We start from the raw sequence: 18,114 nt of genomic DNA on the forward strand, positions 1-18,114 counted from the left end.
GCGATTGTTGCGCTTGTGGTGGCCGGTCTTCCATCGGCGGCCGACACCTACCGGGTGAACGTCCTCACCTTCAACGTCTGCGCGGCGGGCAACAGCGCCGGCACCTGCGTACGCGACCTGACGCCCCAGCACCGCAGAACCTGGGCGGGACAGGTCTCCGCGCTGATCCGGTCGAGGGACGTGGACGTCGCCTCGTTCACCGAGATGTGCTACGCCCAGGTGGGCCTGCTCCGGCGCGAACTGCCCGGCTATCGCCTGGTCTGGTACGGCTACGCCAAGGGCGGCGGGCCGGGCCGCGAGGACCGGTGCCGCACGTTGTGGAGCGACCTCACTCCGGACACGGCACCGCCGGACGGCAAGACCTTCGGCATGGCGCTGGCGCTGAAGAACGGCGCCGAGGGCCCGCCGCTGCGGCGGCTGCTGCGCGCCGACCACGCCCCGGCCGTACCCGGTGAGACGATCCACCCGCGCGGCCTGCTGTGCGCCACGGGCCCGGTCGGCCCGCGCCGCTCGGTCTGTTGCGTGACCCACATCTCCGACACCGAGACCCCGCGGCAGGTCACCGGGCTGGTGGCGACGTACGCCGGCGGCGCGCCGGTGATCCTCACCGGCGACTTCAACCGCGAGCCCGGCCACGACCAGCTCACCGACGTGTACGGCATGGGTCTTGGCGACGGCGGCTACACCGAGGCCGACGCCGAGCCGTGCGGGGTCGCGCGCCGCGGCGGCGAGCCCACCACACGCGGCGGCCGGAAGATCGACTACATCTTCGCGACCGAGGCCGACTACCGTCCGGGCGGAGCCGAGGTCATCAGGACCGACCCGGAGCTGTCGGACCACCTGGCGCTGGCCGGCACGCTCATCGGGACCGAACCGAGGCCGCGGCGTGACGGCGGGCCTTGGCGAGGTAGTTGTCCGGCGTACGCGCGAAGGAGGCGCGGTCGTCGTCGGTGAGCTCACGGACGACCTTCCCCGGCACGCCCGCGACCAGCACGCCCGCCGGGATGCGGCGGCCGGGCGGCACGACGGCCCCGGCGGCGATCAGCGAGCCGGCTCCGACGATCGCTCCGCCGAGCACGACCGCCCCGATGCCCACGAGCGCACCGGTCTCGACGTGCGCGCCGTGCACCATCGCCCGATGGCCGAGGCTGACCCTGTCCTCCAGGATCGCGGGCTCGCCGGGGTCGGCGTGCAGGCAGCACAGGTCCTGGATGTTGACCTCGTCGCCGACCTCGATCCGCTCGTCGTCGCCGCGCAGCACCGATCCGTACCAGACGTTCGCGCCGCGTCCGAGCCGCACCCTTCCGACGACCACCGCCCCCGGGGCCACCCATGCCTCGGGATGGATGATCGGCGTGGCGTCGTCGTCCAGGTCGGCGATGTACGGCATGGGTCCATGATCCCATGAGCCACGCCCCGGGCTCGGTGCGGCCTCCGGTTTCGCTGACCGCCTGAGGCGTTCAGGTTGCGATGTGCGACGGATAGCAGGAAAGTCGTGTCCTGGCTGCGTTACCGTCGTTATCTCCAACCCCAGGGTTTCTCATGACGAATCAGACCGACAACTTCCCCGACCTGATGAGTGACGACTCCTTCGAAGTCGTGATGCGTGGGTACAGCCGCAGGCAGGTCCACGACTACATAGTCCGGACCCGCAACCAGATCCGGGACCTGGAGGAACGGCTCGCACGCACGATCGACCAGGCGGAGCAGATCCGCCTGGAACTGGCCGAGGCGCGGCGAAGGATGGCGGAGTCGCCGCAGAACCCCGACGAGCTGGGGGAGCGGCTGAGCCAGATACTCAAGCTGGCGCAGGAGGAGGCGGCGGCCAACAAGGAGGCGTCCGAGGCGGAGGCCAGGAGGCTGCGCGAGACCTCGGCGGCCGAGGCCGAACGGCTGGTGACGTCGGCGCGTGAGCAGGCCGACGCGATCAGGGCCGCCGCCCAGGAGGAGGCCGAGCGCCGCGTCGCCGACGCCACCTCCACCGCGGAGCGGCTGCTGGCGCAGGCGGGCGCGGACGCGGAGGAGACGCTGGGCACGGCCCGCGCGGAGGCGGAGGAGACCCTGCGCTCCGCCCGCGCCGAGGGGGAGCGGCAGCTCACCGCCGCCCGGACGGAGGCGGAGCGGCTGCTCGTCGAGGCGCGCGGGCAGGCCGAGGCCATGCTGGCGGCGGCGCAGCAGCGGGTGAACGCGCTGGACGAGCACACCGGCCGTCGGGTCGCCTACCTCACCGACACCCACACGGAGGTCGTGCGCCGGCTCAACGAGATCGGCTCGGTGCTCGGCGACCTGATGCACCGCGAGGCCGGGGCCGGCCCGCTGATCGACGAGGCCGCCGTGCTGCCGCCCGCGCCGCAGGTGCACGCCATCGCCGCGGGCGCGCCGGATCAGGGGCACGAGCCGGTCGAGGACCCGCGGCAGGCCCTGGAGGCCGCGCCGTCCGGGCACGAGGCGCACTTGGCCGCCGACGCGTCCGGCGAGTACGAGGCCGCCGGCCAGGGGCGGATGGACGGCGACGAGGACGACGCGGTCCTGATCGTGGACGACGGACGCCACGAGAACGGTCACGACGTGACGCCGTCGCCCGAGGACACCGACGTCAACCTCGGCCGTGTGCGGCGTTCGACGCCGGACGGTGAGTCGGTCGCCGGCAAGTGAGCCGGCAGGTGAGCCCGGCCACTCGCGGACACCGGGACTGGTAGCGGAAGCCCCCGCCCCCGATCGGGTCGGGGGCTTCCGCGCTCATGGGTCGGCGGCGCGGGCCTCCTGTTCGCGCAACAGCTCACGCAGTCCGTCGGGCTCGTCGGCGTCGATGGTCATCGCGCATCCCGCCGCCCGCTGCGCCGAGGTGAGCAGGTGGTGCCGGGTCGCCCACCACCGGCCCGCGTCACTCCGCCAGATCGTCCACTCCGGAAACTCCCGGGCGATCTCGGCGAGGCGTCGGTCCAAGGACATCCGTACACCTTCCCTCGCCGTAGGCCCGGTGTTCTTGACGGCTCCTCCTCAAGGTGCGGGACATCTCTAGAGAAATCAATGATCGGGATGGTCAGGTCAACGTTGCCTCTTGACCTAGGCGTCGAAGTCGTACTGGAGTACATACGACGCCGCGTCGAGGATCATCTCGTTGACCTCGACCGGCACGCCCCCTTCAGTGAAGGCCACCCGGGTGACGGAGATCACCGGCGTGCCGGCGGGAAGGCTCAGCGACTCGGCCTCCCCGGGCAGCGGCATCCGCGCCCGCACCTCCTCGCTGAAGTGGACGGGAGGCCGGCCGAGCTCGCCCAGCCGGGCGTACACCCCGCCGGGACCGGTGTCGGGCAGGACGACCGCCGTGCCCTCCACGAGATCGGCGGGAAAGTGGGAGGCCGCGAGCTGCACCGGACGGCCGTCCACCGAGTAGCGACGCCGGCGCACCCACACCTCGCCCGTGCCGAGCACGCGGGCGACCTGCTCGCTCGCGGGCTCGCGCAGGATGGTCACCTCGTCCACGACGTACGACCGGCCCCGGGTGTCGGAGTCCCAGATGGCCAGGCCCTGGGCCCACTGCTGACGGGAGAGGCGGCGGGACCCGTGGCGGCGGATGGGGCGGAACAGCCGTACGTAGACGCCCGATCCCCGCTTCGGCACGGCCAGCCCTTCGTTGATCAGCACGGCGAGCGCCTGCCGTGCCGTGGCCCGTGCGACGCCGTGCTCCTTCATGAGCGCGTTTTCGCCCGGTAGCCGATCGCCATCACCGAGCACTCCGGACAGGATCTGATCGCGCAGCCGGTCGGCGATGCGGCGATAGATCGGGGACTCGTGATGCACCGACGGGGATTCCGTCACGTTTGATCACCCTCTGTCACCAACGGGGGTTTGGCGTCTCCAGAGAACTTGCCCCGTCTTGTCCACGATCGCACAGAGTCTTGGGTGCGTCTTGTGCTTACTTTGCGCTGATCGTGCCGGTGTGGCGATCTCTGGGGGTTATAGCCGTCCGCTACGGTGGAACGGTCCCTTCCGGTATTGCCGGTGCCGGGAACGCTCTGTCATCACGACCACGGCAAGATCGGATATTTCGGTACATAATGCGGTGACGAAGGAGTTGCCGATGGTTCTCAGCCGTGCCGAATGCCAGGACCTCGACGCCAAGGACCCGCTCGGGGAGTTCCGGGACGAGTTCTCGCTGCCTCCCGGGGTCGTCTACCTGCTGGGCAACTCGCTCGGCGCGCTACCCAGGCGTACGCCTGAACGGGTGGCCCACACGGTCGAGACCGAGTGGGGGGTGCATCTCGGGGCGAGCTGGAACACGGCCGGCTGGTGGGACATGCCGCAGAGCACCGGTGACCGCATCGCGCCCCTGATCGGCGCACGCCCCGGCGACGTGCTGGCCGGCGACTCCACCTCGGTGAACATCTTCAAGGTGGTCACGGCCGCCCTTCCGCTGCGGCCCGGCCGCCGTGTGATCGTCTCCGACCTCGACAACTTCCCCACGGACCGGTACGTCGTGGAGGGCGCCGCCCGGGCGCTCGGCTCGTACGAGATCCGGGACATCGGCGAGGCCGGCCGTTCACTGGAGGACGCCCTCGGCGAGGACGTCGCGCTCGTGCTGCTGTCGCACGTGGACTACCGGACCGGGGCCGCCAGGGACATGGCGGCGGTGACGGAGCTGGTCCGGGCGGCCGGCGCGCTCATGGTCTGGGACCTGTGCCACAGCGCCGGTGCGCTGCCCGTGCGGGTGGGCGAGGCGGACTTCGCCGTCGGCTGCACCTACAAGTACCTGAACGGCGGGCCCGGCGCCCCCGCCTACCTGTACGTCGCGCCGCGCCACCAGGACGCCGTCCACAACGTGCTGTCGGGCTGGCACGGCCACGCCGCGCCCTTCGACTTCGAACCGCACTACCGCCCCGCCCCCGGTGTGCGCCGCTTCGCCACGGGCAGCCCGCCGATCCTGTCGTACGCCGCGCTGAACGCGTCCCTCGACATCTGGGAGCGGGTGGACCTGGACGAGGTCAGAGCCAAGAGCGTGGCCCTGACCTCGCTGTTCATCGACCTGCTCGACGATCTCGTCGACCCGGGGCTCGGGCTCGCCCTGGCCACCCCGCGCGACCCGGAGCGGCGGGGAAGCCAGGTCAGCTACCTTCACCCGCAGGGTTACCCCGTGGTGCGCGCGCTCGCGGACCGGGGGGTGATGGGCGACTACCGCGAGCCGGACTTCGTCCGTTTCGGCTTCGCCCCGCTGTACCTGCGCTACGTCGACGTGTACGACGCGGCGACGGCGCTGGCCGAGGTGCTCGGCGAGGAGCTGTGGCGGGACGAGCGCTACGCGCGGCGGCTCACCGTCACCTGACGTGCGTCAACGGCGGCGGCGGGCCAGCCCGGCGACGATGTCGCCGGCCAGTGCCACGCAGCGGTCGCAGATGCGCCCGCCCTCGCCGTGGACCATGTGGACGCGCGGGCCCGGCGGCCTGCGGCAGAAGGAGCAGGCGGCGTCGCGCTTCATGCGGCGGTTGACCAGGTGCCGGTGGGCGAAGGCGGGCGTGAAGCGCCTGCGCGTGCTCCGCCTGATGTATCCGAACCGCTCACCGATGGCGGTCCAGGACGCGCCGGCCTCGCGGGCCCGGCACACCGCGAGATCGAGCAGGACGTCCGCCTCGCCACCCAGTTCGGGAATCAGGGTGATCGCGGCGGACAGGATTTCCAGGGGGTTTTCGGGGTCGGATGCGCGCGAGCGGGCCCGCTCGAGTAACTCAGATGCCTCCATGGCGGACACCATAGGCCGCCGTACAAAGACGATCAAGCGCGCACGCGACCACTGTGCGTAGGCTGGGCCTGGTGAGAATGCCTGAGGTGCGGGCGCGCGAGCTGTTCGCGGACGCCCGGGTGGCCCGCCTCGCGACCGCCGGAGCCGGGGGCGCCCCGCGGCTCGTCCCGGTCACCTTCGCCCTGGTGGTTGGTGATGAGGTGGTGCGCGGCGACGACGAGGGCACCGTGGTGACGGCGGTGGACCACAAGCCGAAGGCCACCACCGACCTGCGGCGGCTGCGCGACATCCGCGACAATCCCCGCGTCTGCCTGCTGGCCGACCACTACGAGGACGACTGGGAACGGCTGTGGTGGGTGCGCGCCGACGGGCACGCCCGCGTCGTGGAGGGCGGCGACGAGCGTGAGCGGGCCGTGGCATGGCTGGTGCGCAAGTATGCCCAGTATCGCGAGCGTCCCCCGGCCGGGCCCGCGATCCTGATCCGGGTCGACCGCTGGTCGGGCTGGTCGTCCGGCGAGATGTAGGCCCGGAAAGGCGTGGTCAGGCGGGCGGGAAGGGGTCGTCTCCCCGGGCGATCGCGTCGAGCATGCGGGCCGTGAACGCCTGCGCCGCGCGGTGGATGCCGGGACCGAAGCTGACCCTGGCCACGCCGAGGGCCGCGAGGTCGCGGATGGCCGGCGCGCCGGGCCGGGACAGCACGTTGATCGGGCCGCCGATCTCCCGGGCGAGCGCGCCGATCACCTCGGGGTCGCTCGCGAGGATCGGGTAGACGCAGTCGGCGCCGGCCTTGAGGTAGCGGCCGCCCCGGTCGAGCGCCTCCGCGAGCCTCTCACCGGGGTTGCCCGAGCCGTGGATGAAGGTGTCCACGCGGGCGTTGATCACGAGGTCGGTCCCGGCCTCGGCCGCCGCCGCCCGTACGGCGGCCAGGAAGTCCGCCTGCTCACCGGGGTCGATCATCGCCCCGGACGCCGGGTCGGAGTCCTCCAGGTTGCAGCCCACGGCGCCCGCGGCGGCGAGCCGTTCGACGAGTTCGGCGGGCTCCAGGCCGTAGCCGCGCTCGATGTCGGCGGTGACGGGAACGGCCACGGCCCGGGTGATGCGGGCCACGGCAGCGAACATCTCGTCCACGGGCGTGTCCTGCCCGTCCTCGTAGCCCAGGGCGGCGGCGACGGACTGGCTGCCGGTGGCGACGGCGGGGAATCCCGCCGCCTCGACGGCGCGCGCCGACGCGGCGTCCCAGACGTTGGGCAGCACGACGGGGTCGCCGGGCACGTGGAGCGCCCGCAGGGCCGCGGCCTTCTCGCAGATCGCCGCCTTCTCGTGGCTCGTCGTCTTCTCGTGGCTCGTCGTCTTCCCGGGGGTCTCAGCCATGAGGCCACCCTAGAGAGCCCGGCCGGGGAGCACGCCATCGATTTTTCGTGATGCGCCCGAAGTGAGGGGAGATCGCAAGGGCTTTGAGGGGGCGAGTCCGGTGACGTGGCCGACCTGCTGTTGGATACGCTCGCGGAACCGGCCCCCCGATCCCCCGAGCAGCCTCGTCAGGAGAGTTTCATGAGCGACATCGACACTGCCGCCGACCAGGCCGGGGCGGACAGCCGTCCCCGAGTGGACTTCTACTTCGACCCCGTCTGCCCGTTCGCCTGGGTCACGTCGCGGTGGATCCTGGAGGTCGAGAAGCAGCGCGACATCGACCTGCGCTTCCGGCTGATGAGCCTTTCCGTGCTGAACGAGAACAAGAAGGACGCGTCCGACTTCTACCGCGAGGCGGTGCCCAGGTGGCGCGGCCCGGTCCGGGTGTGCATCGCCGCCGCGCAGGACCACGGCGAGGCCGTGCTGCGCGACCTGTACACCGCGATGGGCACCCGCATCCACAACCAGAACAACAAGGACTACGGGGTCGTGGCCAAGGAGGCGCTCGCCGAGGTCGGGCTGCCGGTCGAACTGGCCGACGCCGCCGGCACCGACGAGTACGACGAGGCCCTGCGCCGGATGCACCACGAGGGCATGGATCCGGTCGGCGACGAGGTGGGCACGCCCACGATCCACATCGACGGCGTGGCGTTCTTCGGCCCGGTGATGACCCGCATCCCGCGGGGCGAGGAGGCCGCTCGCATCTTCGACGGCGCCGTCGCCATGGCGAAGTTCCCGTACTTCTACGAGATCAAGCGCAGCCGCGACACCGACCCCGAATTCGACTGAGCGGCGCCTCTCACCTCGGCGGCTCCTCCGGGGGCCGCCGGGGCGCCGCCTTGCCCGTGCTCCTGAACAGCGAACGCATGGTCGCCAGCGCGGGGGACCTGTCGTCGGACCGCCTGGCCAGGCTGATCGTCCGGTGCAGGCCCGGCGGGGCGAGCCGCCGTACGCTGAGGGGGTTTTCCGCCAGCTCGGCCACGGTCCTCGGCACGAGGGCGAGGCCCATGCCCCCGCTGGCCAGGGCGCACGACATGCCGTAGTTGCCCGTCTCGTACGCCACGACGGGCGGAGGCAGCCCCTCGCGGCGGAACAGCGCCTCGAGCGCGTCCCGGTTGGCCAGCCCGCGCGAGCCGCTGATCAGCGGCCGGCCGGCGAGCTCCGGCCACGGCAGCGGCTCGGCCGGGTCGGTGAGCGCGTGGCCGGGGGCGGCCACCAGCACCAGCTCCTCCACCAGCAGCGCCTCGACGGTGACGCCCGAGGGCAGCGCGGGGGCCGGCTGGTGTTCGTAGGTGTGCGTGAGCACGAGATCCGCCTCGCCCGCCGCCAGTGCGGGCAGCCCGGACGGCGGTTCGTACTCCCTCACATTCACCTCCACGGCGGGGTGAGCCCGCCGGAACGCCGCGAGGACCGGCGGTAACAGGTGGATGCCGGCGGTCGTGAACGTGCCGATCGTGATGTGGCCGCCGGACAGGCCGGCGAGCGCGGCCAGGCCGTGCCGGGCCCGCTCCAGCTCGTCGAGAACCCGCCGGGCGTGCTCCACCAGCAGCTCGCCCGCCGCCGTGAGCGTGGCGCCGCGGCGGTGCCGGATCACGAGTACGGCTCCCGCCTCCCGTTCCAGCTTGGCGATCTGCTGCGACAGCGCGGGAGGCGTGTAACCGAGGCGGGCGGCCGCCCGGGTGATCGAACCGGCCTCGGCGACCGCCACCAGCGCCGCGAGGCGCGTCACATCCTGCATGAAGCAATGCTTAACACCGCCTCGCCAAATATGACATACCTCACGAAGGCTCCGCTCCCGCATCCTCGACTCACGACCCGATGCGAACTTGGAGGAGCGGATGACCACAACACGATCGACCCGGCCGTTCGAGGTGTGCGTGATCGGAGCGGGGCCGCGCGGGATGTCGGTGATCGAGCGGCTGTGCGCCAACGCACGGAGGCTGCCGCCGCGGGCACGCGTCCTGCTGCACGTCGTGGATCCGTACCCGCCGGGTGCGGGGCAGGTGTGGCGCACCGACCAGCCGGGCCAGCTCCTCATGAACACCGTCGCCTCGCAGGTCACGCTCTTCACCGATCCCAGCGTCGACATCCGGGGGCCGCTGGAGACGGGCCCCAGCCTGTACGAGTGGGCGCGGCAGCTGGTGCTCTTCGCGGACGGCGTGCTTTCGCCGGACGGCGCGCTGTTCCCGGACGGCGTCTCGGAGGACGTGCTCGCCGAGGCGCGGCGGCTCGGGCCCGACACCTACCCCACCCGGGCCTTCTACGGCCGCTACCTGCGCTGGGTGTTCGAGCGGGTGGTCGCGCGGGCGCCCCGGCAGGTGGAGGTGCGGGTGCACGCCACGCGGGCGACCTCGCTCGACGACGTGCCCGGCACCGGCGCGCAGCGGGTGACGCTTGAGGACGGCACCGTGCTCGGCTCGCTCGACGCGGTGGTCCTGGCCCAGGGACACCTGCCGGTCGAGCCCTCGGACGCCGAGCTGGAGGCGGCCGCGTACGCCGCCGCCCACGGCCTGCTCCACGTGCCGCCCGCCAACCCCGCCGACGCCGACCTCAGCGGAGTGCAGCCGGGGGAGGCGGTGCTGCTGCGCGGGCTCGGGCTCAACTTCTTCGACCACATGGCCCTGCTGACGCTCGGGCGCGGCGGCCGGTTCGAGCGCGGTGAGGCGGGCCGCCTCGTCTACCGGCCCTCCGGCCGCGAGCCCCGCCTGTACGCCGGATCGCGCCGGGGCATCCCCTACCAGTCCCGGGGGGAGAACCAGAAGGGCGTCGAAGGCAGGCACGAGCCGCTGGTGCTCACGCCGAGCAGGATCGAGTCGCTGGCCGCGCGCTCGGCCGCCCGCGGCGGGCTCGACTTCCGCGCCGACCTATGGCCGCTGATCGCCAAGGAGGTGGAGACGGTCTACTACGCCACCCTCCTGGCGCGGCGGGACTGCGAGTGCGTCGCCGGGCGCTTCCGCACCGCCTACCTCGCCCACCCGTGGGGCGACCCCGCGGAGGCCATGGTGCTGGACGCCTTCGGCATCGGCCCGGCGGTGCGGTGGGACTGGGAGCGCGTGGCCGAGCCGCACCGGGGGATCGGCTTCACCGGCCAGGGCGACTTCCACGAGTGGCTGACCGCCTATCTGCGCACCGACCTGGCGCAGGCCCAAGAAGGCAATGTGAGCGGTCCGCTGAAGGCCGCCCTCGACGTGCTGCGCGACCTGCGCAACGAGGTCAGGCAGGTGGTCGACCACGGCGGGCTCACCGGGCGCTCGCACCGCGACGACCTCGACCGGTGGTACACGCCGCTCAACGCGTTCCTGTCCATCGGGCCGCCGGCCGAGCGGGTCGAGCAGATGATCGCGCTCATCGAGGCGGGCGTGCTGACCGTCGTGGGTCCCGACATGCGGGTGCACGCTCGCGACGGCGCCTTCGAGGCCGAGTCGGCCGCCGTGCCGGGCTCCGCCGTACGGGCCAGGGTGCTCGTCGAGGCGCGCCTGCCCGAGATCGACCTGCGGCGCACGGCCGACCCGCTGCTGCGCCACCTGCTCGGCACCGGCCAGTGCCGGGCGTACGTGATCGGCGGGCGGCGTGGGGAGGACGGCCACGAGACGGGCGGCCTCGCGGTCACCCGCCGGCCCTACCGGCTCCTGGACGCGGCCGGGCGGGCCCACCCGCGCCGGTTCGCGTACGGCGTGCCCACCGAGTCGGTCCACTGGGTGACCGCCGCGGGCGTGCGGCCGGGGGTGAACTCCGTGATCCTGGGCGACTCCGACGCCATCGCCCGCAGCGTGCTCGCGCTGACGCCCGCGCGGGCCCTCACGCGCCGCCGCCGTGTCGCCCGCGTGCCCGCCGGCCCGCGTACGGCTCTCGCCTGCGGCGCGACGCGGGCGGGCGTCCGATGAACGCGGGCGGCGACCTCGATCTGGGCCTGCTGTCCCCGGTCCGGGTGGGCACGGCGGCGGAGCGGGCGACCGGCGACGGCGCGTGGCTGCGCGCGATGCTCGACGCGGAGGCCGCCCTGGTCCGCGCGCAGGCCCGGCTGGGAGTGGTCCCGATGGAGGCCGCGGAGACGATCGGCAAGGTGGCGGAGGCGGGCGCCCTCGACCTGGCGGCCCTGGCCCTGCGCGCCCGCGAGGCGGCCAACCCCGTCGTGGCGCTGGTCGAGGACCTGACGGCCGCCGTGGCGGTGGTGGACCCGGCCGCGGCCGAGTACGTGCACCGCGGCTCCACGAGCCAGGACATCATGGACACGGCCGCCATGCTGGTGGCCGCCCGGACCCTCGACCTGATCACCGCCGACCTGGACCGGGCCGCGACCGCGCTCGCGGGGCTCGCGGCGCGGCACCGCGACACGCTGATGCCGGGCCGCACGCTGACCCAGCAGGCGGTGCCCACCACGTTCGGCCTGAAGGCGGCCGGGTGGCTGCACGCCGTACGCGAGGCCGCGGCGCGGCTGCGGCGGGTGCGCGCGGAGCTGCCGGCCGAGCTCGGCGGCGCGGCCGGCACGCTGGCGGGCTACGTGGAGTACGCGCGGATCGCCGGGGTGCCCGACCCCGAGGCGTACCCGGAACGGCTGATCGCCGCGTTCGCCGCCGAGGTGGGGCTGGCCGAGCCGGTGGTCCCCTGGCACGTCCTGCGGATCCCGATCGCCGACCTCGCCGGGGCGCTGGCCCTCGCCTCGGGGGTGCTCGGGAAGATCGCCGTCGACGTGCAGTCACTGTCGCGCACCGAGGTGGCCGAGGTCGTGGAGCCGGCCGCCCCCGGCCGGGGCGTGTCGTCGGCGATGCCGCACAAGCGCAACCCGGTCCTCGCCACGCTCGTCCGGTCGGCGGCGATCCAGGTGCCCGCGCTCGCCGCGAGTCTCCACCAGTGCCTGCTCGCCGAGGACGAACGGCCCGCGGGTGCCTGGCACGCCGAGTGGCAGCCGCTGCGCGAGTGCCTGCGGCTGGTCGGCGGGGCCGCCGCGGTGACGGCCGAACTGACCGAGGGACTGGTCGCCTTCCCCGAGCGCATGCGGGCCAACCTCGCGCTCACCGGCAGCCTGACCGTCACGGAACGGGCGGCCGCCGTGCTCGCGCCCGTCCTGGGGAAGGGCACCGCCAAGCGGCTGCTCGGGGAGGCGTCCGCGGTCGCCGCCGCGTCCGGGCGCCCCGTGGCCGAGGCGCTGGAGGAACTCCTGCCCGTGCCCGAGGGGCTGGACCTGGCCCGGCTGTTCGACCCCGCCGAGTACACGGGGGCCGCCGGAGCGCTCGTCGACCGCGTTCTACGCTGCTGCCAAGACGAGTGAGGAGGTCCCGTGACCGGTCGCGTCCTTCCCTTCGGGCCGTCGAGCCCGATCATCCAGGCCCCCATGGCGGGCGGCGGATCCACCCCGGCTCTGGCGGCGGCGGTGTCCGGGGCTGGCGGCCTCGGGTTCCTCGCGGCGGGCTACCGTACGGCGCAGGACGTGCGCCGGGAGATCGCGGCGGTGCGCGAGCGGACGGACCGGTCGTTCGGTGTGAACGTGTTCGTCCCCGGTTTCCTCGTCCCCGGTTCCGAGGTCGCCCGGCAGGAGCCGGGTGACGCCGCGGCGGTGGCCCGCTACCGCGACGAGCTCGCTCCCCTGGCCGAGCGGTACGGCGTGACGCTGCCGGAGGCGCCCGCCTGGGACGACGACGAGTGGGACGCCAAGATCGATCTCCTGGTGGACGAACGGGTGCCGGTGGCCGGGTTCACCTTCGGCTGCCCGCCGCCCGAGGTGACGGCCCGCCTCCACGACGCCGGTGCCGTGATTATGATCATGGTGAACACCCCGTGGGAGGCGGTCGCGGCGGCCGAGGCCGGGGCCGACGCCGTGATCGTCCAGGGCCCCGGCGCGGGCGGGCACCAGGCGGCCTTCCTTCCCCCGCCGCCCTCCTGGAAGGCGCCCGACGACCTGCCGGAACTGGTGGCCCTCGTGCGGGAGGCGACCGCCGTGCCGCTCGTGGCCGCCGGGGGGATCATGGACGGCGCGGACGTCGCCGCCGTCCTCGCCGCGGGCGCGGTCGCGGCGCAACTGGGCACCGCGTTCCTGTGCACCCCGGAGAGCGGGGCACACCCCGTGCACAAGGCCGCCCTCGCCGATCCCCGGTTCACCGGAACCGCGTTCACCCGGGCCTTCTCCGGACGTACGGCACGCGGCCTGGCCAACCGGTTCATGGCGGAACACGAGGCGTCGGCGCCCGCGTGCTACCCACAGGTGCACCACCTGACGAAGGGACTGCGCCGCGCGGCGGCGGAGCACGGCGACCCCGAGGCGATGGCCCTGTGGTGTGGCCGGGGATACCGCCGCTGCCGCGACCTCCCCGCCGCCGCACTCGTCGAGGCCCTCATGGAGGAACTCGCAGCCGCCCGCGCCTGACCGCGTTCACACGGATCTTTCGCGGGAGCAGCTCACGGGCCAGGCTGCGGGTCATGGAACGCACCGCCGCCTTGCCGGCCGCGTACGCGCTGAGCATCGGCAGCCCCAGCACGTTCGCGACCGAGGTGGTGAGCACCACGCCGCTGCCCTCCGCCATCAGCGGGGCGACGATTCTTGACCTCCAGGTCAAGAATCGGAGCGTGCGCTACGGGACATGCTCCAGGAGCGCGTTGGTTCAAGGTCGGAAGAAGGGCGGGGCGACACGCGGGCTTAATGGGCGGGTAACCCGGAAATGCGACGGTGAAGAGGCCGGCGGAGGGCGCAGGCGCTTGTTTTCGCCTCTGAACTAAGATGACCGTGTCGCGACGGGGAGGGTGGTCATGGCGAGGCCTCAGCGCAGGACGGTACGGGACATCCGCAGAGGCAACCGGGCCGTGTTGCTGCGCGCGCTCTACTTCTCCGGCCCGACCAGCCGCAACGACCTCACCGCGCGCACCGGCCTGAGCGCCGCCACGGTCAGCACGATGACCGCCGACCTGCTGGGCGAGAACATCGTCGTGGAGGCGGGCCAGGTGGAGTCCGACGGAGGCCGGCCCCGCGTGCTGCTGCGGGTCAACCCCGAGTACGGCTTCGCGGTGGGCGTCGACGTGGCCGAGACGCACGTCCGGGTCGGATTGTTCGACCTGGAGATGACCGAGCGGGCCAAGGTGGACTACATGCTGCGGCCGGCCCGCCACGACCCCGAGCTGGTCGCCCGGCACATCCTCGCGGGAGTCGAGGTCGTGCTGTCGGACGCGGGCGTGTCCCCCGAGCAGGTGCTCGGCATCGGCGTGGGGGTTCCCGGCATCGTCGAGCCGGGAGCCGACGGCGTCATCCACGCCAAGACCTTCGGCTGGGACGGCGTTCCGCTTGGAGCGCTCCTGCGCCGCGGCACCTCGCTCCCGCTGTACGTGGACAACGGCGCCAAGACGATGGGCCAGGCCGAGTTGTGGTTCGGCTCGGGCCGGGGCGCCTCGGACGCGGTCATCGTGCTGCTCGGCGTGGGGGTGGGCGCGACCATCGTGGCCGACGGCACCACGTTCCGCGGGGTCAGCAGCAGCGCGGGCGAGTGGGGCCACACGAAGATCGTGGCGGGCGGGCGGCCCTGCCGTTGCGGCGGACACGGCTGCCTGGAGGCGTACGTCGGGATCGAGGCCATCCTCGACCGGGCGGGCGTCACCTCGCGGGGCGACTGGGAGGAGGACCTCGCCGGCGTGCTGGCGTCGAAGTCCCCGGTGGTCGAGGAGACCGTCACCTATCTGGGCGTCGGCCTGGCCAACCTGGTCAACCTGATCAACCCCGAGAAGATCGTGATCGGCGGCTGGGTGGGGGTCCAGCTCGGCGAGAGCCTGCTGCCCGGCATCCGCCGCGCCACCGCGGCCAACTCGCTGGCCGAGCCGTACGCCGCGACGTCGATCGTCCTGGGCCGCCTCGGTCCCGACGCGGTCGCGCTGGGGGCCGCCACGCTCGTCCTGGAGGAGTTCCTGAACGCGCCCCAGGTGGCCCGCATCACCGCCGCCGGCTGACGGTACGGCCGGGGACCGGCCACGCGTTCTCCGGAAAGACCCCGCACGCGACCGATGGCGACAGACGTCCTCGGCATTGTTCTCCCTGCTCAGGTGGAGACCGATTCGCGCCCGCGGGCCGCACGCCGAGGCGCCCCGGCGACGGCGCCGCGTGCATGGGGAGGGAGCGGCGGCCGGCAGGGGATGGCCCGGCGGGCGGCGAATCGGTCGGGTCCAACACTGGGAGAGCGCTCTCCCGGAGAGTATCACCACTGTTACAGAAACAGTCAATAGATATTTCTGAGCGTGAACTAAGTCTTGACATAAGCGGATTGGCGGGCGCACGCTCATGCCGCTGGACCTCTCTCATCCCCCGAACCCTCGCCCGAGGGGCTCCGCACCAAGGAGACGTGCATGCCTCCCTCCTCCCCGCCCCACCTCGCACGCCGGCGGCGCAGACGATCCCGCCTGGTCGCCGCCGGGCTCGTCGCGCTGTCGACCTTCGCGGCCGTGACCGGTGTCGTCCCCTCCTCCTACAGCGCCGCGGCGGCGGCCTGCGGCACGGCCAACGTCGCACAGGGCAGGCCGTCGTCGGCCTCCTCCACGGAGAACGCCGGATCGCCGGCGTCGGCCGCGTTCGACGGCGACACCTCCACTCGCTGGTCGAGCGCGTTCAGCGACCCGCAGTGGATCCAGGTGGATCTGGGCAGCTCGCAGCAGATCTGCCGGGTCGTGCTCAACTGGGAGGCCGCCCGCGCCCAGACGTTCAAGATCCAGGTCTCGGCCGACGGCTCCGCCTGGTCGGACGCGACCGCCACGCTGAACGGCGCGAGCGGAACCCAGTCCCTCGACCTGACGGCCACCGGCCGCTATGTCCGGATGTACGGGCTCACCCGCGCCACGGCGTACGGCTACTCGCTCTGGGAGTTCGCCGTCAACGTCGCCTCGGGCGGCGGGACCACCTGTGGCACCGCGAACGTCGCGCAGGGCAAGCCGTCGTCGGCCTCCTCGACCGAGAACGCCGGATCGCCGGCGTCGGCCGCGTTCGACGGCGACACCGGCACCCGGTGGTCGAGCGCGTTCAGCGACCCGCAGTGGATCCAGGTGGATCTGGGCAGCTCTCAGCAGATCTGCAAGGTGATCCTGAACTGGGAGGCCGCCTACGCCAAGACCTTCAAGATCCAGGTGTCGGCCGACGGCTCCGCCTGGTCGGACGCGACCGCCACGCTGAACGGCGTGAGTGGCACCCAGTCGCTGGACGTGTCGGCTACGGGCCGCTATGTCCGGATGTACGGCCTGACCAGGGCCACGGCGTACGGCTACTCGCTCTGGGAGTTCGCCGTCAACACCACCGGCGGCGGTGACGACGGCGGCCCCAATCTCCCGGGCGGCGGCGACCTCGGGCCGAACGTGAGGGTCTTCGACCCCTCCATGTCGAGCGCGAGCATCCAGAGCACGCTCGACACCATCTTCAAGCAGCAGGAGTCGAACCAGTTCGGCAGCCAGCGCTACGCGCTGCTGTTCAAGCCGGGCACCTACAGCGGCCTCAACGCCCAGATCGGCTTCTACACCTCGATCTCCGGTCTCGGCCAGTCGCCCGACAACGTCACGATCAACGGTGACATCACCGTCGACGCCGGGTGGTTCAACGGCAACGCCACCCAGAACTTCTGGCGGTCGGCGGAGAACCTGGCCGTCGTGCCGGTCAACGGCACCGACCGGTGGGCCGTGGCCCAGGCCGCGCCGTTCCGGCGGATCCACGTGCGCGGCGGGCTGAACCTCGCCCCCAACGGGTACGGCTGGGCCAGCGGCGGCTACATCGCCGACAGCAAGATCGACGGCACGGTCGGCCCGTACTCCCAGCAGCAGTGGTTCACCCGCGACAGCAACATCGGCGGCTGGACCAACGGCGTCTGGAACATGGTGTTCTCCGGCGTCGTCGGCGCTCCGGCGCAGAGCTTCCCGAACCCGCCGTACACGACCCTCGCGCAGAGCCCTGTCACCCGGGAGAAGCCGTACCTGTACGTGGACTCGGGCGGCGCCTACCGCGTCTTCGTCCCGTCGCTGCGGACGAACTCCAGCGGCGCGAGCTGGGCGAACGGCGCGACTCCCGGCACGTCGATCCCGCTGACGCAGTTCTACGTCGCCAAGCCGTCCGACAGCGCCGCCACGCTCAACCAGGCGCTGAGCCAGGGCCTGAACCTGCTGTTCACGCCCGGCGTCTACCACCTCAACCAGACGCTGAACGTGACCCGGCCGGACACGGTGGTCCTCGGGCTCGGCTACGCCACGCTGATCCCGGACAACGGGGTCGTCGCGATGAGCGTCGCGGACGTCGACGGCGTGAAGATCGGCGGCCTGCTCTTCGACGCCGGCACGGTCAACTCGCCGGTGCTGCTGCGGGTCGGCCCCGACGGATCCTCCGCGGGCCACGCCGCCAACCCCACCTCGATCCAGGACGTGTTCTTCCGGATCGGCGGCGCGGGCCCCGGCTCGGCAACCACCAGCCTGGTCGTGAACAGCAACAACACGATCATCGACCACATCTGGGCGTGGCGGGCCGACCACGGCGCGGGCGTGGGCTGGAACTCCAACCCCGCCGACACCGGCCTGATCGTCAACGGCAACAACGTGACGGCGTACGGCCTGTTCGTCGAGCACTACAAGAAGTACGAGGTGATCTGGAACGGCCAGGGCGGCAAGACGATCTTCTTCCAGAACGAGCTGCCCTACGACCCGCCGAACCAGGCGTCCTGGATGAACGGCTCGACCCGGGGCTACGCCGCCTACAAGGTGGCCGACGGCGTGACCAGCCACGAGGCCTGGGGCATGGGCAGCTACTGCAACTTCAGCACCGACCCCTCGATCGTGGCCGAGCGCGGCTTCGAGGCCCCCAACAGATCCGGGGTGAAGTTCCACGACCTGCTCACGGTGTCGCTGGGCGGCGTGGGCACGATCGCCCACGTCATCAACGACACGGGCGGCCCGGCCCAGGGCACGGCCACCGTCCCGGTCAACGTGGTCAGCTACCCCTGACCCGCAACAAGGCGCGGCGGGAGGCT

At 72.6% G+C, this 18,114-nt stretch carries 17 protein-coding genes; 10 read left to right on the forward strand and 7 right to left on the reverse strand.

Going from position 1 to position 18,114, the window contains the following annotated elements; all coding sequences use genetic code 11:
- Positions 1 to 18 precede the first annotated feature (18 nt).
- Entirely contained in the window at positions 19 to 954 is a 936-nt protein-coding gene (locus ACQEVJ_RS01410) for an endonuclease/exonuclease/phosphatase family protein (RefSeq protein ID WP_433096317.1), read from the forward strand.
- Here the strand turns inward: ACQEVJ_RS01410 and ACQEVJ_RS01415 are convergent.
- The gene (locus ACQEVJ_RS01415) at positions 860 to 1,390 is read right to left on the reverse strand and encodes a gamma carbonic anhydrase family protein (protein WP_433096319.1); all 531 of its coding nucleotides are present in this window, start codon (positions 1,388 to 1,390) and stop codon (positions 860 to 862) included. The two genes, ACQEVJ_RS01410 and ACQEVJ_RS01415, sit on opposite strands and share 95 nt — an antisense overlap.
- Positions 1,391 to 1,542: 152 nt before the next feature.
- Here ACQEVJ_RS01415 and ACQEVJ_RS01420 point away from each other — a divergent pair, with 152 nt between their 5' ends.
- A complete protein-coding gene (locus ACQEVJ_RS01420) occupies positions 1,543 to 2,655 on the forward strand; it encodes a hypothetical protein (protein WP_433096321.1) in 1,113 nt (370 codons plus the stop codon).
- An 84-nt stretch (positions 2,656 to 2,739) separates the two neighbouring features.
- Here ACQEVJ_RS01420 and ACQEVJ_RS01425 read toward each other — a convergent pair whose 3' ends face one another.
- Positions 2,740 to 2,952 carry a hypothetical protein gene (locus ACQEVJ_RS01425; RefSeq protein ID WP_433096323.1) on the reverse strand — a complete coding sequence of 71 codons (213 nt, stop codon included), beginning with the start codon at positions 2,950 to 2,952 and terminating at the stop codon, positions 2,740 to 2,742.
- Positions 2,953 to 3,066: 114 nt separating this feature from the next.
- Positions 3,067 to 3,822 (reverse strand): GntR family transcriptional regulator, encoded by a 756-nt coding sequence (locus tag ACQEVJ_RS01430; protein WP_433096325.1) that lies wholly within the window; start codon positions 3,820 to 3,822, stop codon positions 3,067 to 3,069.
- Between the two features lie 262 nt (positions 3,823 to 4,084).
- Between ACQEVJ_RS01430 and kynU the strand changes: the two genes are divergently transcribed.
- Positions 4,085 to 5,323, forward strand: a complete 1,239-nt coding sequence (gene kynU / locus ACQEVJ_RS01435; protein WP_433096327.1) for a kynureninase — start codon at positions 4,085 to 4,087, stop codon at positions 5,321 to 5,323.
- 6 nt (positions 5,324 to 5,329) lie between these two features.
- Here the strand turns inward: kynU and ACQEVJ_RS01440 are convergent, their stop codons facing one another.
- A complete protein-coding gene (locus tag ACQEVJ_RS01440; protein ID WP_433096329.1) occupies positions 5,330 to 5,737 on the reverse strand; it encodes a ClpX C4-type zinc finger protein in 408 nt (135 codons plus the stop codon).
- Positions 5,738 to 5,814: 77 nt separating this feature from the next.
- Between ACQEVJ_RS01440 and ACQEVJ_RS01445 the strand changes: the two genes are divergently transcribed.
- The gene (locus tag ACQEVJ_RS01445) at positions 5,815 to 6,261 is read left to right on the forward strand and encodes a TIGR03668 family PPOX class F420-dependent oxidoreductase (protein ID WP_433112508.1); all 447 of its coding nucleotides are present in this window, start codon (positions 5,815 to 5,817) and stop codon (positions 6,259 to 6,261) included.
- A 16-nt stretch (positions 6,262 to 6,277) separates the two neighbouring features.
- Here the strand turns inward: ACQEVJ_RS01445 and ACQEVJ_RS01450 are convergent, their stop codons facing one another.
- A complete protein-coding gene (locus ACQEVJ_RS01450) occupies positions 6,278 to 7,108 on the reverse strand; it encodes an isocitrate lyase/PEP mutase family protein (protein ID WP_433096331.1) in 831 nt (276 codons plus the stop codon).
- A gap of 180 nt (positions 7,109 to 7,288) precedes the next feature.
- Here ACQEVJ_RS01450 and ACQEVJ_RS01455 point away from each other — a divergent pair, with 180 nt between their 5' ends.
- Positions 7,289 to 7,936: a mycothiol-dependent nitroreductase Rv2466c family protein gene (locus ACQEVJ_RS01455; protein ID WP_433096333.1), complete on the forward strand. Its 648-nt coding sequence runs from the start codon at positions 7,289 to 7,291 to the stop codon at positions 7,934 to 7,936.
- Positions 7,937 to 7,946: 10 nt separating this feature from the next.
- On the opposite strand, the gene ACQEVJ_RS01460 is transcribed toward ACQEVJ_RS01455, so the two are convergent.
- Positions 7,947 to 8,885, reverse strand: a complete 939-nt coding sequence (locus tag ACQEVJ_RS01460) for a LysR family transcriptional regulator (RefSeq protein WP_433096335.1) — start codon at positions 8,883 to 8,885, stop codon at positions 7,947 to 7,949.
- A gap of 100 nt (positions 8,886 to 8,985) precedes the next feature.
- On the opposite strand from ACQEVJ_RS01460, the gene ACQEVJ_RS01465 reads away from it, so the two are divergent.
- The 3 genes from ACQEVJ_RS01465 to ACQEVJ_RS01475 all read left to right on the forward strand — a co-directional run bounded on the left by ACQEVJ_RS01465 (position 8,986) and on the right by ACQEVJ_RS01475 (position 13,508).
- Positions 8,986 to 11,031 (forward strand): FAD/NAD(P)-binding protein, encoded by a 2,046-nt coding sequence (locus tag ACQEVJ_RS01465; RefSeq protein ID WP_433096337.1) that lies wholly within the window; start codon positions 8,986 to 8,988, stop codon positions 11,029 to 11,031.
- Positions 11,028 to 12,416 (forward strand): 3-carboxy-cis,cis-muconate cycloisomerase, encoded by a 1,389-nt coding sequence (gene pcaB / locus ACQEVJ_RS01470; RefSeq protein WP_433096339.1) that lies wholly within the window; start codon positions 11,028 to 11,030, stop codon positions 12,414 to 12,416. Before ACQEVJ_RS01465 ends, pcaB begins: the two co-directional genes overlap by 4 nt.
- Before the next feature lie 63 nt (positions 12,417 to 12,479).
- The gene (locus ACQEVJ_RS01475) at positions 12,480 to 13,508 is read left to right on the forward strand and encodes a nitronate monooxygenase (protein ID WP_433112511.1); all 1,029 of its coding nucleotides are present in this window, start codon (positions 12,480 to 12,482) and stop codon (positions 13,506 to 13,508) included.
- Here ACQEVJ_RS01475 and ACQEVJ_RS01480 read toward each other — a convergent pair.
- Entirely contained in the window at positions 13,477 to 13,698 is a 222-nt protein-coding gene (locus ACQEVJ_RS01480) for an SDR family oxidoreductase (RefSeq protein ID WP_433096341.1), read from the reverse strand. The genes ACQEVJ_RS01475 and ACQEVJ_RS01480 overlap by 32 nt on opposite strands.
- 190 nt (positions 13,699 to 13,888) lie before the next feature.
- On the opposite strand from ACQEVJ_RS01480, the gene ACQEVJ_RS01485 reads away from it, so the two are divergent.
- Positions 13,889 to 15,073, forward strand: coding sequence for an ROK family protein (locus ACQEVJ_RS01485; protein WP_433096343.1), 1,185 nt, complete (start codon positions 13,889 to 13,891; stop codon positions 15,071 to 15,073).
- A 393-nt stretch (positions 15,074 to 15,466) separates the two neighbouring features.
- Positions 15,467 to 18,088 carry a discoidin domain-containing protein gene (locus tag ACQEVJ_RS01490; protein WP_433096345.1) on the forward strand — a complete coding sequence of 874 codons (2,622 nt, stop codon included), beginning with the start codon at positions 15,467 to 15,469 and terminating at the stop codon, positions 18,086 to 18,088.
- Positions 18,089 to 18,114 lie beyond the last annotated feature (26 nt).

It is taken from the genome of Microbispora sp. CA-102843, from assembly GCF_050936215.1.
Taxonomy (GTDB): Bacteria; Actinomycetota; Actinomycetes; order Streptosporangiales; family Streptosporangiaceae; genus Microbispora.

What these genes read in the sequence shown, in the direction of transcription:
- ACQEVJ_RS01415 (WP_433096319.1), bottom strand. Translation starts at nt 1,390, where the DNA reads ATGCCGTACATCGCCGACCTGGACGACGACGCCACGCCGATCATCCAT.
- ACQEVJ_RS01420 (WP_433096321.1), top strand. Translation starts at nt 1,543, where the DNA reads ATGACGAATCAGACCGACAACTTCCCCGACCTGATGAGTGACGACTCC.
- ACQEVJ_RS01425 (WP_433096323.1), bottom strand. Translation starts at nt 2,952, where the DNA reads ATGTCCTTGGACCGACGCCTCGCCGAGATCGCCCGGGAGTTTCCGGAG.
- kynU (WP_433096327.1), top strand. Translation starts at nt 4,085, where the DNA reads ATGGTTCTCAGCCGTGCCGAATGCCAGGACCTCGACGCCAAGGACCCG.
- ACQEVJ_RS01440 (WP_433096329.1), bottom strand. Translation starts at nt 5,737, where the DNA reads ATGGAGGCATCTGAGTTACTCGAGCGGGCCCGCTCGCGCGCATCCGAC.
- ACQEVJ_RS01445 (WP_433112508.1), top strand. Translation starts at nt 5,815, where the DNA reads ATGCCTGAGGTGCGGGCGCGCGAGCTGTTCGCGGACGCCCGGGTGGCC.
- ACQEVJ_RS01450 (WP_433096331.1), bottom strand. Translation starts at nt 7,108, where the DNA reads ATGGCTGAGACCCCCGGGAAGACGACGAGCCACGAGAAGACGACGAGC.
- ACQEVJ_RS01455 (WP_433096333.1), top strand. Translation starts at nt 7,289, where the DNA reads ATGAGCGACATCGACACTGCCGCCGACCAGGCCGGGGCGGACAGCCGT.
- ACQEVJ_RS01460 (WP_433096335.1), bottom strand. Translation starts at nt 8,885, where the DNA reads ATGCAGGATGTGACGCGCCTCGCGGCGCTGGTGGCGGTCGCCGAGGCC.
- ACQEVJ_RS01465 (WP_433096337.1), top strand. Translation starts at nt 8,986, where the DNA reads ATGACCACAACACGATCGACCCGGCCGTTCGAGGTGTGCGTGATCGGA.
- pcaB (WP_433096339.1), top strand. Translation starts at nt 11,028, where the DNA reads ATGAACGCGGGCGGCGACCTCGATCTGGGCCTGCTGTCCCCGGTCCGG.
- ACQEVJ_RS01475 (WP_433112511.1), top strand. Translation starts at nt 12,480, where the DNA reads ATGGCGGGCGGCGGATCCACCCCGGCTCTGGCGGCGGCGGTGTCCGGG.
- ACQEVJ_RS01485 (WP_433096343.1), top strand. Translation starts at nt 13,889, where the DNA reads ATGGCGAGGCCTCAGCGCAGGACGGTACGGGACATCCGCAGAGGCAAC.
- ACQEVJ_RS01490 (WP_433096345.1), top strand. Translation starts at nt 15,467, where the DNA reads ATGCCTCCCTCCTCCCCGCCCCACCTCGCACGCCGGCGGCGCAGACGA.